Origin of the sequence: Methanolobus vulcani (assembly GCF_006546655.1) — an archaeon.
Classification (GTDB): domain Archaea; phylum Halobacteriota; class Methanosarcinia; order Methanosarcinales; family Methanosarcinaceae; genus Methanolobus; species Methanolobus vulcani_A.
The window spans coordinates 135369-151971 of the sequence record NZ_VIAQ01000017.1 but is presented as its reverse complement, the minus strand read 5'-3'; the positions used below and the strand labels follow the sequence as shown (position 1 = coordinate 151971).

17 protein-coding genes are annotated in these 16603 nt (G+C 40.3%); 9 read left to right on the top strand and 8 right to left on the bottom strand.

Going from position 1 to position 16603, the window contains the following annotated elements; genetic code table 11:
• Positions 1-237: 237 nt before the first annotated feature.
• Positions 238-1104 carry a class I SAM-dependent methyltransferase gene (locus FKV42_RS11190; protein ID WP_154810318.1) on the bottom strand — a complete coding sequence of 289 codons (867 nt, stop codon included), beginning with the start codon at positions 1102-1104 and terminating at the stop codon, positions 238-240.
• 141 nt (positions 1105-1245) lie between these two features.
• On the opposite strand from FKV42_RS11190, the gene FKV42_RS11185 reads away from it, so the two are divergent.
• The 5 genes from FKV42_RS11185 to FKV42_RS11165 are packed head-to-tail and all read left to right on the top strand — an operon-like array spanning position 1246 to position 3920.
• Positions 1246-2283, top strand: coding sequence for a permease (locus tag FKV42_RS11185; RefSeq protein ID WP_154810316.1), 1038 nt, complete (start codon positions 1246-1248; stop codon positions 2281-2283).
• A 49-nt stretch (positions 2284-2332) separates the two neighbouring features.
• Positions 2333-3022, top strand: coding sequence for a metallophosphoesterase family protein (locus tag FKV42_RS11180; RefSeq protein ID WP_154810315.1), 690 nt, complete (start codon positions 2333-2335; stop codon positions 3020-3022).
• A gap of 52 nt (positions 3023-3074) precedes the next feature.
• Positions 3075-3257 (top strand): 4Fe-4S binding protein, encoded by a 183-nt coding sequence (locus FKV42_RS11175; protein WP_154810314.1) that lies wholly within the window; start codon positions 3075-3077, stop codon positions 3255-3257.
• 49 nt (positions 3258-3306) lie between these two features.
• The gene (locus FKV42_RS11170) at positions 3307-3540 is read left to right on the top strand and encodes a thioredoxin family protein (RefSeq protein WP_154810313.1); all 234 of its coding nucleotides are present in this window, start codon (positions 3307-3309) and stop codon (positions 3538-3540) included.
• Positions 3525-3920, top strand: a complete 396-nt coding sequence (locus FKV42_RS11165) for a putative zinc-binding protein (protein ID WP_230375662.1) — start codon at positions 3525-3527, stop codon at positions 3918-3920. Before FKV42_RS11170 ends, FKV42_RS11165 begins: the two co-directional genes overlap by 16 nt.
• Before the next feature lie 12 nt (positions 3921-3932).
• Here FKV42_RS11165 and FKV42_RS11160 read toward each other — a convergent pair whose 3' ends face one another.
• The 5 genes from FKV42_RS11160 to FKV42_RS11145 all read right to left on the bottom strand — a co-directional run bounded on the left by FKV42_RS11160 (position 3933) and on the right by FKV42_RS11145 (position 7823).
• Positions 3933-4421 (bottom strand): metallophosphoesterase, encoded by a 489-nt coding sequence (locus FKV42_RS11160; RefSeq protein ID WP_154810312.1) that lies wholly within the window; start codon positions 4419-4421, stop codon positions 3933-3935.
• Between the two features lie 64 nt (positions 4422-4485).
• Positions 4486-5760 carry a PGF-pre-PGF domain-containing protein gene (locus FKV42_RS11155; RefSeq protein WP_154810311.1) on the bottom strand — a complete coding sequence of 425 codons (1275 nt, stop codon included), beginning with the start codon at positions 5758-5760 and terminating at the stop codon, positions 4486-4488.
• Positions 5761-6049: 289 nt separating this feature from the next.
• Positions 6050-6172, bottom strand: a complete 123-nt coding sequence (locus tag FKV42_RS14250; protein ID WP_268865986.1) for a hypothetical protein — start codon at positions 6170-6172, stop codon at positions 6050-6052.
• Positions 6173-6234: 62 nt separating this feature from the next.
• Positions 6235-6942 (bottom strand): type 1 glutamine amidotransferase, encoded by a 708-nt coding sequence (locus FKV42_RS11150; protein ID WP_154810310.1) that lies wholly within the window; start codon positions 6940-6942, stop codon positions 6235-6237.
• A gap of 338 nt (positions 6943-7280) precedes the next feature.
• Positions 7281-7823 carry an O-acetyl-ADP-ribose deacetylase gene (locus tag FKV42_RS11145; protein WP_154810309.1) on the bottom strand — a complete coding sequence of 181 codons (543 nt, stop codon included), beginning with the start codon at positions 7821-7823 and terminating at the stop codon, positions 7281-7283.
• A 162-nt stretch (positions 7824-7985) separates the two neighbouring features.
• On the opposite strand from FKV42_RS11145, the gene FKV42_RS11140 reads away from it, so the two are divergent.
• From FKV42_RS11140 to FKV42_RS11125, 4 genes are all read left to right on the top strand, one after another.
• On the top strand, positions 7986-9515 hold the full coding sequence (locus FKV42_RS11140; RefSeq protein ID WP_154810308.1) for an aminoacyl-histidine dipeptidase: 1530 nt from the start codon (positions 7986-7988) through the stop codon (positions 9513-9515).
• A 30-nt stretch (positions 9516-9545) separates the two neighbouring features.
• Positions 9546-10523 carry a YbgA family protein gene (locus FKV42_RS11135; RefSeq protein ID WP_154810307.1) on the top strand — a complete coding sequence of 326 codons (978 nt, stop codon included), beginning with the start codon at positions 9546-9548 and terminating at the stop codon, positions 10521-10523.
• 7 nt (positions 10524-10530) lie between these two features.
• Positions 10531-11637, top strand: a complete 1107-nt coding sequence (locus FKV42_RS11130) for a (Fe-S)-binding protein (protein ID WP_230375660.1) — start codon at positions 10531-10533, stop codon at positions 11635-11637.
• A gap of 409 nt (positions 11638-12046) precedes the next feature.
• Positions 12047-14518, top strand: coding sequence for a PKD domain-containing protein (locus FKV42_RS11125; RefSeq protein ID WP_154810306.1), 2472 nt, complete (start codon positions 12047-12049; stop codon positions 14516-14518).
• 66 nt (positions 14519-14584) lie between these two features.
• Here FKV42_RS11125 and FKV42_RS11120 read toward each other — a convergent pair whose 3' ends face one another.
• Positions 14585-14941, bottom strand: coding sequence for a hypothetical protein (locus FKV42_RS11120; protein WP_154810305.1), 357 nt, complete (start codon positions 14939-14941; stop codon positions 14585-14587).
• A gap of 145 nt (positions 14942-15086) precedes the next feature.
• On the bottom strand, positions 15087-16496 hold the full coding sequence (locus tag FKV42_RS11115; RefSeq protein WP_154810304.1) for a sodium:solute symporter family protein: 1410 nt from the start codon (positions 16494-16496) through the stop codon (positions 15087-15089).
• Between the last annotated feature and the right edge of the window lie 107 nt (positions 16497-16603).

The window sequence follows — 16603 nt, the reverse complement described above, 5'->3', positions numbered from 1 at the left end:
ATGCGGCACGATATGCATTATAAAAATAGAATATATTTAAGTACTATGTACTCTCAATACTAACTTAGTTGGAGCAGGAACTTTACACACAACCAAATATGTACCACCCCTTCCCCACCCAATTCAAATTAGATCCTGCTTCAATTATTGTTGACCACTTTTTAAAAACATTACCACATCTTTTTTGTGGTCAACAATACTTATTTTATTAATCCGGCAAATTCAATTTTGCGGATATCAACAGGTCACTTTGGCCTTTACAAAGACAGCCCTGCTAATCAGTTGTGTCTCAACTGAAAAACCTGCCTTCTCAAAGTGGTCTACCCAGTCCTGTATACCTCTTTCTGTTCCGTGGTGGTGATCCAGTGGTTCAACTGCAAGTACGGTACCATTCTTTGAGACCACTCTCTTTACCTCAGAGAGAGCCTTTGGGATATTATCAAGGTGGTGCAGCATAAAGAAGCATGTAACTGTCTCATAGCTTTCGTCATCAAAAGGAAGCTCATAGACACTTTCAGCTTTAAATGCAGCATTTTTGATGTCATAAGCAATAGCGTTCAGACGACATTGTTCCATAGTTTTTTCCAGGAGGTCGATTCCCATGACCTGTGAATCCGGATTCATTCTTGCCATCTGCAAAGTAAGGTTGCCAATGCCACATCCAACATCAAGTATGGTTTTGCCATTAGCTTCAGGAAGTGCTACTTCCATTGTCTGCTTCTTAAGTATCTCCATTTCTGCTGGTGGGAAATCAGCATCCTGATTATCAAATGATGTGTAAGGAACAATACCATAAACTGAAGCATGGTTAGCTGCAAAAAGTCCTTTGAAATAGATTTTTTTGCCATTGACCCTTATAAGCTCTACAACAGACACACCCGCATCCTTACAGAATCTTTTGTTCCATTCGTCTCTCTTTTCCGGAAATTCCATGTCAAGAGAGTCATGGACAACTATGTAATGCGTATAGTCTTCATAGACCAGACTTTCTGCATCTGTATCCTCAAGCTCAACAATGCTTACGCTCTCTTTCCAGAGAGCAAGTAGCTGCATTGTCTTTTCATCTGCAAAATTAGATACTTTTCCAATGGCTTTCAGTGACATAGTGCACAATTGTATTTTTTAGATATACCTTTAGTGGTTTACTGACGGTTATTGATAGTTATGGCATATTTTTGCAGCACCGTATTTCAAAAATATTTGAAACCATAACATATATATAGTATTTCAACATATTTTGAAATAATGACCTCTTACATCATAGACCTAGCTTATATTGGTATTGCATCGGTCAAGGAGTATCTTGCACTCCATGTGCTCCTTTGTCTTATTCCTGCCTTTTTCCTGGCAGGTGCAATAGCTTCACTCTTCTCAAAAGAGTCTGTCCTGAAGTTCTTCGGGGCTGACGCACCAAAATATGTTTCCTATTCGGTTGCCGCTGTTTCTGGCTGTCTCCTTGCCGTGTGTAGTTGCACGGTCCTGCCACTTTTTGCAGGAATATACAAGAGAGGAGCCGGAATCGGTCCTGCAACCACGTTCCTGTTCTCAGCCCCGGCCATCAATGTGCTGGCCATCGTCTATACTGCAAAGATACTCGGATATGACCTTGGTGTTGCACGAGCTATCATTGCAATTCTGCTTTCAGTTTTCATAGGTCTTGTAATGTCCTTTGTATACGAAAGAAAAGATGTTGACAAAAAAGGTATCAAGACATTTGGCGAAGAAAAGCATGCTCACACAGTATGGCTTTTCCTTTTGCTGCTTGCAATCCTTGTAACACCGGAAATCCTTACAAGCTGGACCCCAATGCTTATTGTGGAAATCCCACTGATACTTATCACAGTATATGTATCCCTGAAATGGTTTGACAGGGATGAACTTGAAAGCTGGATGGGAGAAACCTGGTTCCTTATAAAGCAGATAACTCCGCTTCTGCTTATTGGTGTATTCTTTGCAGGTATCATTGTTGAACTTCTTCCGGCAGAATACGTAGTTGAATACGTAGGTGGCAGTACAGTAACTTCCTACATCATAGCTTCCGTTGCTGCAGCTCTTATGTACTTCTCCACACTAACAGAAGTCCCTATAATAAGTGCACTCACAATTCTTGGAATGGGAAAAGGTCCTGCACTGTCAATGTTGCTTGCAGGTCCTGCATTGAGTCTCCCAAATATGATCGTAATAAACAGGATAATGGGTTTCCAGAAAGGAATGACCTATATTGGTCTTGTAGTTGTGGTAGCAGCAGTAGCAGGATACGTGTTTGGAATGTATGTTCTGTGAATGCACAAGTTCAAACAGTAAATTATAAAAGTTAAAGTTCGGTGCTAAAATGAGAATATTACTGATATCAGATATTCACGGAAACAAGGAAGCTCTAGATTCTGCAATGTCTGTTCCTCATGATATGGTTATCTGCCTTGGTGACCTTGCAGATTATGGTCCATCACCATCCGAGTGTATTGATTTTATCATGGAGAACAAAATAGAAACCGTTCTTGGAAACCATGATGCTGCTGTAGGTTCACGCATAGAATGTGGTTGCGGATATAAGTACAAGCATCTTTCAGTTGCAACCCGCGATTACACATGGGAAGTGACATCTGAAAAACAGATGGATTTTTTACGCCATCTTCCATTCAACATTCAGAAAGAAATTGATGGCTTAAAACTTTATTTCACGCACGGAAGCCCGAGGTCTAATTATGAGTACATGAGACCGGAAACTCCGGATAATGAATTTGAGGAAATGATATGTGGAATTGAGGCAGACGTCCTTTTCATAGGTCATTCCCATCAGTCATTTGTCAGAAAGTTCAAAGAAATGTTGATCGTAAATCCAGGTTCAGTAGGTCAGCCAAGGGATGGAGAATGTAAAGCCAGTTGTGCAGTATTTGATACTAAATCGGGTGAAGCTGAAATTATCAGACTTGATTATGATATTGAAAAAACATGCCGGAAAATTAAAGAATCTATGCCTCATCCTGAGGAACTGATAACTATATTAAAGAGAGGGTACTGACATTCTCTTTACAGTTCTTATTACATTACATTACACAATAGGAAGTATTCTGATGGTATTTGTTGCAGTTTATGATAAAAAATGTACCGGCTGTGGTTTATGCGTAGATGCATGCAAGAACGATATTCTGGAAATGAAAGATGGAATCGTTTTTCCGGCAAGGATGAAGTCATGTAAATATTGCCTGGATTGCGTTGCAGCATGTGAGTTTGACGCTATAAAAGTATTCCCTTAAGTAATTGGAAAATGTTGAAAAATGGAAAATAGATAAAGGAGATAAAAATATGAAAATAGAAATTCTGGGTTCAGGTTGTGCAAAATGTAACAAGACAAAGAAGTTTGTCGAAGAAGCAGTTGCACAGGCCGGTGTTGATGCAGAGATAGTTAAGGTTGAAAATATGGATGATATAATTGCATATGGTGTTCTCATAACTCCGGCAGTTGTCATTGACGGCGATGTAAAGATCGTTGGAAGAGTACCAAAGGTCGATGAGGTTATTGAATGGATAACACAGTGATACCTATGTCTGAAAGCGTAAAATGTTCATGTGGTGCTTCCATCATAGGAATATTCCCATGTGCGGGTGCATCCAATGTAGGTCAGTTGAGTAACGCTATTGCTGTAGAGTTACATAAGAAGGGTACAGGTAATATGATGTGCACCGTAGGTGTCGGTGGTAAAGTTTCAGGCCTAGTTAAATCTGCAGAAGGTTGCGAATCTATCATTGTTATTGATGGTTGTCCTCTCAATTGTGCAAAGGCAACTATGGAAGAAGCAGGTATTCCTATCGGTAAACACATACTGCTCACTGACATGGATATCAAAAAGAATAAGGAACTTGATCTTGATCCCGCACAGGTTCAGGAATTCCTGTCAAAGGTAGAGGAGATGCTCTAAAGCATCCCTTTATCAGATCTCTACTATTTCCACTCCGAGTTCCGGGTCAAGGAGTGCAACTGTCCTTTTTCCTGTGAGTACTCCGGCTGTCTCTCCCGGATTTATCAACAAAGTATCGTTAATTTTAGTTACACCTGCGTGATGCGTGTGTCCCCTGACAACCATATCAAAGTCTCCTGATTCCGCCATGGCAATAACAGGTGGTTCATATATTCCATGAATAAGTGCAATTCTTTTACCATCTATTTCCAGATCGCCAAAATCACCACAGCATTCGGCTCCAATTTCATCGAATTTCTGCTTCAGGAGTAATCTGTCACCGTCATTATTCCCAAATACATAATACAGGTCTGCTTCAAGTTTGCTAAAAGCAGATGCCGTAAAAGGTGAGATTATGTCACCGGCATGAAGAACAGTTTTTACTTTCTTTTTATTGAATAATTCCACTGCAGCTCTGATAGCATCCATGTTGTCATGTGAGTCACTCATGATTCCGATCATTTTACCTCTCCTCTATTTACAATAGTTCGGAGAGGATTTATTCTTTTTCAGGAATTATTAGAGATTATAATTTATCTCTGCGCCTCAGAAGAACTACAAATGACATTGAAACCAAGCTCAATAGGATGCCATTCAGTGATAGTTTTGCAGAATCCGAAACATCATCGACTTCAATCTCTTCAATTTGCTCATCAGGGCCATTGTCATCATAGGATGAAGCTGCATTGGCAGGTTTTATTTCTGTTTCTAATTCATTTAGCTCATCGGCAATATCTGCCGTAATTGCAAAAGGTGAGAACCCGGAAGTAGTTGCTTCAAAGAAACAGAAGTCATCATCCTCTCCTGTCATTTCGGTGTCAAGCACCTGCCAATTATCATCATGGTAGTGGTTTAAACGGATGTCAGTTGTTTCAACACCATTGACCTGAATCCAGCTTTTAAGGACAGCAAAAGCGATCTTCATGTCTTCCATATTACTATCGGTTGCATATCCTGCCTTGCCGACCCAGATGTTCATATTTCTATAAATAAGGCCATTCGGCTTTTCAGGAACAGTTGTTGAAACATCTTTCAGGACTTCAATAGTAGTGCTGATAAAACCTGCATTCTTAAGTGATGTGTAACTGATGGCTTTTACAGGATTATTGTTTTCATCAAAAGTGTATGTAACATCGGTGTTTCCTGTAATGTATAATTTGTTGACTTCCTTGAGTTCGATGTTGTCAATATTCTCACCAGTGTCTCCACCACCGCCACCTCCTCCACCACCAGAACTGCCTGACACATCATTTGTGGAATCAGTAGTGGAAGTTCCTGTTACGGTGACCTGTGCATTTTCTATAGTAATTGGAATTTCATTCCCGCTGGCATCACTTAATATTACATTTGACAGGCTGATGGTACTTTCTCCTACCTGGTCACCTGCTCTTAAAGTGATATGGACAAAGGTTCCAGGGGATTCTATCACAGCCTGTCCCAGAGTGACTGCAAAAATTCCGCTGACTGTTCCCTGCTGGTTATCAATGGTGCCGGGAATAAAAATAGACATGACATCATTCCTGTCAAAGAAATCACCTTCCTCAACATTAGTTACCGTTAACATACTGCTGTCAAAATCAAGGTCAATTTGCGCACCTGCAACTGCTGTCGATGGTGTTATATTGATGTAAATGTCAAAATCATCTCCAGTCTGTACTTCTTGTGTTGCTTGCTCTACACTTACTACAGAAGATGCAGATACAGGAAAAGCAAGAGTGCTTAGAAGAAATGTTGTAGCTATTATCAGAAAAAATGGATTTTTTATAGTGCCATATATCCATGTCTGTTGTACCCTGGTCATTCTCACACCTGAAACCGCAAAAAATAAATTAGTTTATATATATTTAAACTTTATTATTTTATTTTTGTCTTTAGCATTAAGGCTGATAATCTACAGTTATCGCTCCACAAAAGCCAGTTGGTTATTGAAAAATATTCTTTTTGCAAGATTCATGGATGCAATGTTTTGAGGATGAAAATAAATGCAGATTCTTTCAATATCAAGAACAAGTATCATATATTGAATCAATTTTTCATGGCTTCGGTAGCATATCCATTGTTCCTGAAATCCGGTTTAAGTGCATAACATATTATGTGTCTTTTGAGAATTCAACCGCAGCAAATCCACAGGAACCGATTATTTTTTCGCTATCTTTTAAGCATATAGCCAATGCTGCAACAGTTTCTTCAGTTGTATATGAATCTATGAGCATTTAATGGAAAGCTCCAGTTTTTTCCAGATGTGCATAAAAAAAGTTTTGATTATTTACCAGGGTCAGAGTAATCCTGCTATTTTTAGGAAATTGCTGAAAAGTGTGTGACCGTTGTTCCTGTATTCGAGTGCAAGTTCATCGAAATCCTGCAAAAGCATGTTCCTGTCAAGTTCCATAAGTTCAGGATCGTTGTCCAGCCAGACATTGAACATTTCAGGTGTAAGCTCAAAATGACCCTGAATTCCATAGGCATTGCTACTGACTTTGATTATCTGGTTTTTACAGTATTTTCCAGTAGCCATTAATTCAATTTTATCAGTAAGATCAATGGTTTCACCGTGCAGGTGGAATATCTTAAGGGGATTTCCAAGCCTATAAAACAGGGGATCGTTTGTATATTCGCCTTCAATATTGACAGAATAATACTCTCCATCTTCAGCTTTAAACCCGATTTCCCTTACTTCATTTTTGCGAACAACAGCTCCCTGAGATTTTGCAAGTGTCTGCATTCCAAGACAGATGCCAAGGTATGGAATATTAAGGTCAATTGCTTTTTTTATCATTGCAAGTTCTTGTTCTATTTTTATAGTTTTGTCATTGGCGCTGTCAGGTCCACCAAATACAATAACTGCAGAGTAATTGTCAGGTTCAGGAAGATTATCTCCTGCATCCAGATCAACGACATGGAAATCAATGTTGTTTTCCTTTAGTATATTTTCCAGTATCCCGGGTCCTTCCCTGGTAATGTTCTTAACGATAAGCAGGCTCATGGGTTTTAGTATGTAACATTTGGATAAATGATTTATGAATAAGCCTGGCTAACGGAAGTCATATTAATACAACAAAAGAGTGACTTGAACAGGATTCCACATCTTGTAAGGAACCCTGTTCCACGGGTCTGCAAACCGGATAACTCCGGTAACCACCAACCATTTTTCCAACCTACCGCACCACACGATAAGTGTTAAGCCTGCAAGGCTCTTTAAGTCTGGTTATTTTATGTCTGAACCAAACTTTTTATATGTCTACCTTAAGTTCATATTACAAATAGGTATTGTATGTGTATGATGTACTAATTCTAATAATAATGATGTATCACGTATTTTATTTATTCATTAATGTATATGTATGATACAGCAAGTTCAAGTGCATTTGAGTAAGAATGATAGGCTTCATCATTAAAGCAGATAAGCCTTATATCTTCAAGCTTTCCACCATTTTTCATGTGTTCAAGAATTGTTCTCACTGCCAGTACGGATGCTCTTTCTACCGGAAATCCATAGGCTCCAATGCTAATTCCAGGGAATGCGATACTTTTGATATCATATTCCTCTGCCAGCAGAAGCGAATTCCTGTAAGCACTGACAAGAAGCTCATCCTCCTGATTATGTCCTCCATTCCAGATAGGGCCAACTGTATGTATCACCCATTTAGCAGGCAGAAGATATCCTTTAGTGATCTTTGCCTCGCCGGTAGGGCATCCACCAAGAGTCCGACATTCCTCAAGGAGTTCCGGACTTGCTGCAAGATGAATTGCACCGTCAACGCCTCCTCCTCCAAGCAGGGAATTGTTAGCTGCATTCACAATTGCATCAACTTCCTGCTCTACGATATCACCTAAGATAACACTGATAGTATCATAATAGCTCATGTTAGTCACTCATAATCACGTATTTGTGTATTTTCTATAAAATGAGATTATCAAGATCGTTCTTATCTTTGTTGTGTGATATTTTTATACAAAACAGGCAGTTAATTGTAATATTGACAAGGATTATTTTCATTAATAATAGCGTAATGGCAGGTAAGGACCATGGACGAGATCACAGAACGAATACTTTCACATTTCAGGGAAGTTTGCAGCATACCCAGATGCTCCAAGAATGAGGAAAAGATAGCCATGTGGCTTAAACAGTGGGCATTGCACCATGGTTTTAGTGTGAAGTTCGATAGTGTGAACAATATTGTTATCGGAGTGCCGGGTTCAAAAGGATGTGAGTATCTGCCTTCAATTGTGATACAGGGTCACATGGACATGGTCTGCGAGAAGACACAGGACAGTGATCATGATTTCACCAAGAATCCGATAATTCCTGTTGTGGATGGTGAGTGGCTTAGAGCACAGGGAACAACTCTGGGTGCTGACAACGGCATAGCAATTGCCATTGCACTTGCACTGGCAGAAGACAAAAGCTTAAAACACCCTCCACTTGAACTTCTCTTTACGGTGGATGAGGAAACAGGGCTTACCGGAGCCAACGCCCTTACACCTGATTTCATCTCCGGGGAAATACTGCTCAATGTGGATTCAGAGGATGAGGGTGTTTTCACTGTCGGATGTGCCGGAGGACTTAACACTACAATAAGCATGCCAGTTGATGTTTCACCTCTGCCTGAAAACATGATAACTTTTAACCTGGTGGTTGATGGTCTTGTGGGTGGTCATTCAGGTGTGGATATTCATGAAAATCGTGCAAACGCCAATAAACTGATTGCAGGAGCATTAAGCTCAATTGCCGATAGGATGGATATTAGAATTATAGATATAAAAGCTGGATCTGCTCATAATGCAATTCCACGTTATGCTCAGGCTACTGTAGCTGTTACGGCTGGTAAGCAAGAAGAATTATCTAAACTCATATCTGATCTTGAAAACGAAATGAAGTCAGATTATTCAGAGATCGAAACCGGGCTTGCTATTAGAATAGATGAATTTTCTTCTCCTTCTTTGGATTCTCAAAAAGAAATAACGGAGTCAATAGATTCTGAAACTTCATCCCGGATCATCGGACTTTTGCAGGAGCTTCCACATGGAGTTGCTTCAATGTCAGCTGACATAGAAGGACTTGTTGAAACCTCAAGTAATCTGGCTACGATTAACATCAAAGACGGAAAGCTTGTAGTTCTCTCAAGCCAGCGTAGTTCCGTTGATTCAGGACTTGCAGCTCTCACTTCCTCAATTGAATCCGTAGCAAAGAAGTACGGTGCAGATTATGAACATAATTCAGGTTATCCTGCCTGGCAGCCTGATATGTCTTCTCCTTTACTGAAACGCTGCATGGAAGTTTATTCATCTGTTTTCGGTGAAAAGGCAAAGATAGAGGTTATACATGCAGGTCTGGAATGTGCTGTTATCGGCTCAAAGTTTGAGACCATGGATATGATATCCTTTGGACCTACAATAAAAAATCCTCATTCACCTGATGAATGTCTTCATATCCCTTCTATCAGGAAGATCTGGGATTTCATGGTAGTGTTGCTGGAATCCTTTGCTGTAAAGGATGAAAAGAAAAAAGCTGGCAAGGCTAAAAAGAAGGGCAAAGGTAAGAGATCAAGGTCATAATTATAATCCATCAGTTACTATGTTATTAACATGGAAGAGTTTCCAAGACCGGTGCTTCTGGTAAGTAGATGTCTCGAGTTTGATAAGGTAAGATTTAATGGACAGAAGGTAAGTTCCCCCATTGTTCGTGATCTGATGCCATTTGCAGATATCAAAACAGTCTGTCCGGAAGTTGAAATCGGTCTTGGTGTTCCCAGAGAATCCTTACGGATCATCAAAATCAATGATGAATACAGACTAATCCAGCCAAAATCAGGTCTTGATCTTACTGAGAAAATGAATTCTTTTGCTGAAAAGTTCCTCGATGGTCTGGGAGAAGTTGACGGTTTTATTTTTAAGGGGCTTTCCCCGAGCATGGGTCTTGGAAATGTGAAGGTATATTCTAAGGCTGAAATGTCTCCCGTTGTCGAAAGGTCTGCAGGCTTTTTTGCAGGTCATGTTATCGACCGGTATCGTGGATATCCCATAGAGGAAAGTGAACGACTGCTTAACCCACGCATCAGGCATCATTTCCTGACAGGTCTCTATGCCTTTGCAGATTTCAGGCAGATAAAGGATCAGGCTTCAACTGATAGGTTAATGGATTTTCACAGGAAAAATCGTTTTCTTTTCATGTCTTACAACCCGGCGTTGTTTGATAAGATGTCCGGGCTGCTTGGAGGTGCCGGGAAATCAGGTCAGGTATTTGAAGAGTATGGTTCACTTTTGAAAGAAACTCTTCGAAAACCGGGTTCTGAATATCTGAAAATTGAAGCTGCAAGGAAGATGTTCTTAATTTCTGGTGACAAAGACAATAATGAGAGTTCTTTCTTTGAGAAAATGCTGGGACGTTATGCCGATAACAGGATTAGCTGGGATGCTGTAATTGAAGTTTTGAGGATGTTCTCTTTCAGGGCTCTTGTCGAAGAATCATATAATGACAGATTCCTGTACCCTTATCCGGAGGAGCTAAAAGCACCGGCAGATGAGAACAGAGAGAAAGATTACTGGCATATGAATGGTATTTAAAGGTGAAATGATGCAAAAATTCGAACTTGAGGTAAGTAACTGTATTGACTGTAAGAAATGCTGGGATGTATGTCCTGTGAATAAGGTTACAGAAGGTAATATTTACACTCCGCAGGGCAAGATCGAGTCTCTGGCAAAGGTAGTTGCAGGTGAAGAACTTACGCAGGAAGAGTACGACAACATCTATCTTTCATCACGCTGCGGTGCATGTGATGATGTTTGCCCGGTAAATATCCCAATAACCGATATCATCCAGTATGAGAGGGAACTGCTGGCGAAACAGGGAAGGGAGCCTGCAAAGACCACAGCCATCTCAAATAACATCGTTGAGCACAACAGTCCGGGAGCCAAGGATCCTTCAAAGAGGTTTGACTGGATAACTGATGACCTTGACCTTGCTGAAAGTTCCGAGATTGCTTACATGGCAGGCTGCTGGGTATCATACAGCCAGCAGGAAGTTGCCAGAGCTACTATTCGCCTGCTCAATCATGCAGGAATAAGACCAATGATACTGAAGGAGGAGAAATGCTGCGGACTTTTCCTCATTGATAGTGGTCATTTTGAGCAGGCTGCTGAGCATGCAAAGAAGTTTGTGGATTACATTGAGTCACTGGGAGTGAAGAAGGTTATAGCTTCATGTCCTGGTTGTTATATGGTACTTGGTAAAGAGTATCCTAAGCTCTACCGTGAACTGAATTTTGAGGTTGAGCATTCCCTTAATGTGTTTAAGGATATGATAGCAGATGGTACGCTAAAACCAGAGAAGCTTGACCTTACTGTTGCTGTCAGGGATGCCTGTCCTATGAGAGATTCAAAGGATGTCCCACGAATTATCCTTGAAAGCATGGGTGTGAGGACCAATGAACTCTTTGACGGCAAACAGGTATGCTGCGGAGGACCTGCCGGTCTTAAACCAAACTTCCCGGATATTGCAAATGACATCGCCATGCTGACGGTGCAGAGTTATAAGGATAAGGCTGACATGCTTGCTTCATATTGTCCTTTCTGTGTGCATCACATGTCAGGAGCCTGCAAGTCCAGGGACGAGGAAATGAAGATAAAGGATGTTTCGGTGCTGCTGGCTGAGAGTGTGCTTGGAATAAATCTCTTTTGATTCATTAGAGGAGTCATAACTAAAATATAAAGGATCGTAAAACGATCTATTATTCTATTTATTGATATTTAGAATAGGGTCAATTTTATTATAACATCTTTTTTTAGTACAGTTGTTACTATTTTTTAAAAATATTCTTTTGCTATTTACTCGTTAATTATGCAAAATCAGGTTTTTAAGATTTGATAACTGACCCGGTTATAATACTCTCGTCCATATAAAAAGAAATATATATAATTATGGACTGATAATGTTAACATATCATTTTATTCTATAACAACTATGGAGAAGATATTTTGGATGTTTATTTGCATATTATGAAATTACATTCCATACTAAATTATCAGTTAAATGTACAGACTTTATTCGATATAACCATAAATCAGAACCTTTTGCAGGAGACTCTAATATGAAGTATCTGGTTCTGGGCACGGTTCTTTTGTTACTTTTTTTAGGAATAGGGGACGCTGGAGCAGTATATACAATAGAAGTGACAAATTTGTCAAGCAACATAGCTGCATCGGATCTTGTAAACACATTACTTGGCGAAAACAGCAGTGTAACGGTATCTAATATCACAGTTACAGGTATAAATGAATCAATTGGCAGTTTTATTAACGGCGGTGATCTTGGTTTTGATTCAGGTGTTGTAATGAGTTGTGGTGTTGTTTCAGATGTTGCTGAAGACATATCTGTAAATGCGAATACGAATACAGGTCAGCCGGGAGATGCAAATCTAACTACTCTTATAGGGGCGGAGACATACGATGCTATTGTGCTTGAATTTGATTTTGTGCCTGAAAAAAGTGGTATTGCATTTACTTATCGTTTCGGTTCTGAAGAGGACTTTAGCAGTGATTGGGATGATGCTTTCGGGCTTTTTGTCAACGGAGAAAATATTGCACTTCTACCAGATGGGAATCCGGTAAGTGTTGTCAATATAGGAACGGGTCCATACTATGAAGCTGGTCCTCTTAACAACTGTTTTAATGGGTTCAGTATAATATTGCATGCCAGTACAACAGTGGAAGCAAATACTCTTAATCACATGAAATTTGCTATAGCTGATAAAGGTGATCATGCAGTTGATGCTGTAGTATTTATAGAAGGTGAGTCTTTTGTATCAAATACCATTCCATATGCACCAACCTCAGCACTTTGTGAAGGGGAGATAAATGCCACAAACATAACGGATTTAACACCTGAATTTAGCTGGACTTTCTCAGATAATGACAGTGGTGATTCACAGGGTGCTTATCAGATCCTTGTTGGTACTACTGAAGGTGCAAGTGACATGTGGGATAGTGATAAGGTTGAAAGCAATTCCTCAACCGATATTTCTTACGCAGGTTCAGCTTTAGATTGGAATACCACTTACTATTGGAAAGTTAGGACTTGGGATAACAATAATGCTGCAGGAGCTTATTGTGTAAATCAAACATTTACAACAGCTACAGAACCACCTGTTGCTAACTTCAGTGCAAATGTGACAGAAGGTGTAATTCCATTATCTGTGAATTTCACGGATCTCTCAACGAATACACCAACAAACTGGTTTTGGGATTTCGGTGACGGTAATACTTCAACAGATCAAAGCCCAATACACATCTACACATCAGCAGGAACTTATAACGTCAGTTTGAATGTAACAAAAGCAGGTGGCAGCAATGTCAGCACTCAGCTCTCTTACATAACTGCTTATGCAGTTCCTGTTTCCAATTTCAGTACCAACGTAACTGAGGGTGCAGCTCCGTTAACTGTAAACTTCACCGATCTTTCAATCAACATACCAAGCAACTGGTCTTGGGATTTCGGTGATGGAAGCAATTCTACTTCCCAAAGTCCGATACACACCTATGCATTAGCCGGAACCTATAATGTCAGTTTGAATGCAACAAACCCTGCTGGCAGTGATGTTACAACAAAGACCTCCTACATTACTGTGTATATTACTCCGGTTGCCAACTTCACAGCAGATGTAACTTCGGGTACTGCTCCATTGTCTGTAACCTTTACTGATCAGTCCACAAACACACCAACATCATGGCTTTGGGACTTTGGTGACGGAAGCAATTCTAGTTCCCAGAATCAAACACATAGTTATACCGCTGCAGGCAGCTACAATGTTACACTGAATGCTACAAATGTAGCTGGTAGTAATATCAGCACCCAGTTGTATTACATTAATGTGAGTGCTGCACCTTCAACAGAAGAAAGTTCCGATGATGACGATGGAGTTCGTGCATCAGTAAGTCAGGGACAGGATCCTAAGATAGTATCAAGCTCTGCCACATCTGTAAAGCGTGTCACAGGAGGTTCGGAAGTTAATTATGATTTATCTGACAGTGGAACTCCAGTACTTGGTGTAAGCTTTGATGCCAAGAACGATGAAGGTCTTGTAGTTGCCAAGGTTCAGGTACTTTCCAGTTCTCCAGAAGGACTTCCAACTTCATCAGGTAACTCTTACCAGATGATGAGCATTGATGTTGGAAGTGAAGGTACAATTTCCTCGAACAGTGCCGACAACATTCAGATTCGCTTCAAAGTTAGCCGTGAATGGATAGAAGAGAACAACATTGATGTGTCCACCATCCGTATGAGTAGGTATCATGGTGAGCAGTGGAACGATCTGCCAACTTATCAGGAAAGAGAAGAAAATGGATACATCTACTTCTATGCTGAAACTCCCGGATTCTCAATCTTTGAAGTTGTGGGAGATGAAATTACTCCAACCTCTGAGCAGGTTCCTGCATCAACATCAGTGGTTGAAGAAGTAGAGGAACCTGCAGAGGAAGAAGCATCTGGCACACCTGGATTCACTGCAATTGCAGGAATTGTGTTTGTTTCACTTGCAATTCTTGTGAGCAGAAAACAGAAATAATAACTAAGAACACAAGAAAGGGCAATCTTGCCCTTTTAATTACTTTTTTAAAATCAAATTACAATGTCAGATATGGTATCCGACGCAGAAACGGTAGATTACTCTGATTTCATCCAGTTCTTTTGAATCAAACTGAATCTCGTCATCATTTGCTGAATACTTCATATCTTCAAAGTCCTTGAAAACTACTTCACAATTTACGTTCTCAGGAAGCTGGGATTTGAAATGATCGCATTTCTTTGTAATTTTTGTGACAAGTCTTTCAGTTTCATCTACATTGAAAGATGCAGTTTCGGATGGAGAATACACAACTTCAGTGGTCAGTTTTTCCCTGTCAATGAGATTCATCCAGAAACCATTCATTACAGTATTATCAAGCATATAGTCCTTAATCTCGAAACTTTTGCTTATTACATTCTTCAAATCAGAACACCTGATAATTTCATAGATTTAAAGAGTTAAAACGGTTTTTATGATACGCTTTCAGGCTACTGCAATAATGTATAAAATAGGACATTGCGGAGTAATTCTCCGCAGCGTTTCAAATTGTTTTTTCTAAATTCGTCTATTAATTGTCTGTTATGGCTGCTGGTGCCGGACTTGCAAGACTGCCGCCAATGTAAGCCACGGTTCCACATATCAGTCCAATGAAAACCGGGTGTATAAGCGGGTTACCAAAAAGCTGCCACAGGACAACAGAGCCGAAACTTGCTACAAGGCTGGCGATAAATCCAGTTGATGTACCACGTTTCCAGTAAAGACCGAAGAACAGTGGTACGAAAACACAGCATGCTATTACGCCCATACTTACGGAAACCAGAGGCACAATGAGTTGTGGAACATCAATTGCAAAGAAAGCCGAGACAATAATGATTACGACTCCGACTATCCTTGTGATCTTGAGAATCTTATCGTCTGTTGTTTCAGGTTTGAAGTACTTCAATATGTCTGAAGTAAGAGATGTTGTTGTAACAAGTACAATAGCACTCATTGTGGACATTGCGGCTGAAATGGCTGCAAGCAACACGATACTGTCAAATCCTGTAGGAAGTAGTTCTGTTGCAAGGAATGGCACCAGTCCGTCAGGGTTTGCGATATAAGGTGCAAGCTGTTCCTGAGTGAAAGCACCGTATGCCAGTATTCCCAGTGAGAAAATACAAAGAGCGTAGATTGTAATGGAAATCGGTCCGTAGATTCCTGCAAAACGTACAACTCTCTTATCCTTTGCTGAGAACAGCATGATAAGCAGGTCAGGCAGTGCCAGCAGTCCAAGACTTATTGCAAAGGCAGTTCCAAACGTTTTCTGCCATGGTACCATAGAACCACCCATATTCAGTATATCCGCAGGGATAGTGCTCCAGATATCAGCACCGCCGCCACTTGAAATAAGTCCGCCGTAAAGGAACACGGCACCAACAAGCATGATGAGTCCCTGAAGGAAACTGATCCAGAGAATGGCTGGCAGTCCACCGATCACATAATACAGTGCAACAATGATTACAGCTATTATCAGTCCTTGGACATAGGTCACTCCAAGAAGTCCCTGGAAAAGATTTGCACATCCTTTAAAGATAGCAACCAGATAAACGGTATACATCAAGAGCATTATAGCTGCAAGGAGCACCTTTCCTTTCTGTGAGTCATAGCGGCGTTCAAGAAGCTGTGGTACTGTCTTTGCATCGTACTGCTGTGAAGCTGCCCATATTTTTGGTGCAACAAGGAAGGCTATACATGCAAAAGCAACGTGGAAGAACACAGCCCATATTACCCAGGGAAGTCCGGCAACAAGTCCGTATCCACCGCCTCCAAGGAACGAGGCTGCACTGAAATATGCTGCCATGTATGCTATACCGATGACAGCAGGGTGGGTTATATTCCTATCCGAGATAACGAATCCTGAAAAGGTTCCCTGTTTGAGTTTAATGGATAACAGCAGAATTCCGATAACATACAAAACCAGAAGTATATGGTTAATCATGGTCCTGCCTCAATACGAAAAAGAAAGTTATTCCAAGCATAACAATAACTGAAACTATCAAGTAAAGATAAGGTAATGGCATCAGTTAATCCTCCTTTCAGCCATAT

Bases quoted from the DNA above. Each gene is read 5' to 3' on its own strand.
- FKV42_RS11170 (WP_154810313.1), top strand. From the start codon at position 3,307: ATGAAAATAGAAATTCTGGGTTCAGGTTGTGCAAAATGTAACAAGACA.
- FKV42_RS11125 (WP_154810306.1), top strand. From the start codon at position 12,047: ATGAAGTATCTGGTTCTGGGCACGGTTCTTTTGTTACTTTTTTTAGGA.
- FKV42_RS11190 (WP_154810318.1), bottom strand. From the start codon at position 1,104: ATGTCACTGAAAGCCATTGGAAAAGTATCTAATTTTGCAGATGAAAAG.
- FKV42_RS11145 (WP_154810309.1), bottom strand. From the start codon at position 7,823: ATGAGCTATTATGATACTATCAGTGTTATCTTAGGTGATATCGTAGAG.
- FKV42_RS11130 (WP_230375660.1), top strand. From the start codon at position 10,531: ATGATGCAAAAATTCGAACTTGAGGTAAGTAACTGTATTGACTGTAAG.
- FKV42_RS11160 (WP_154810312.1), bottom strand. From the start codon at position 4,421: ATGATCGGAATCATGAGTGACTCACATGACAACATGGATGCTATCAGA.
- FKV42_RS14250 (WP_268865986.1), bottom strand. From the start codon at position 6,172: ATGCTCATAGATTCATATACAACTGAAGAAACTGTTGCAGCATTGGCT.
- FKV42_RS11175 (WP_154810314.1), top strand. From the start codon at position 3,075: ATGGTATTTGTTGCAGTTTATGATAAAAAATGTACCGGCTGTGGTTTA.
- FKV42_RS11180 (WP_154810315.1), top strand. From the start codon at position 2,333: ATGAGAATATTACTGATATCAGATATTCACGGAAACAAGGAAGCTCTA.
- FKV42_RS11185 (WP_154810316.1), top strand. From the start codon at position 1,246: ATGACCTCTTACATCATAGACCTAGCTTATATTGGTATTGCATCGGTC.
- FKV42_RS11150 (WP_154810310.1), bottom strand. From the start codon at position 6,942: ATGAGCCTGCTTATCGTTAAGAACATTACCAGGGAAGGACCCGGGATA.
- FKV42_RS11135 (WP_154810307.1), top strand. From the start codon at position 9,546: ATGGAAGAGTTTCCAAGACCGGTGCTTCTGGTAAGTAGATGTCTCGAG.
- FKV42_RS11165 (WP_230375662.1), top strand. From the start codon at position 3,525: ATGGATAACACAGTGATACCTATGTCTGAAAGCGTAAAATGTTCATGT.
- FKV42_RS11140 (WP_154810308.1), top strand. From the start codon at position 7,986: ATGGACGAGATCACAGAACGAATACTTTCACATTTCAGGGAAGTTTGC.
- FKV42_RS11155 (WP_154810311.1), bottom strand. From the start codon at position 5,760: ATGACCAGGGTACAACAGACATGGATATATGGCACTATAAAAAATCCA.
- FKV42_RS11115 (WP_154810304.1), bottom strand. From the start codon at position 16,496: ATGATTAACCATATACTTCTGGTTTTGTATGTTATCGGAATTCTGCTG.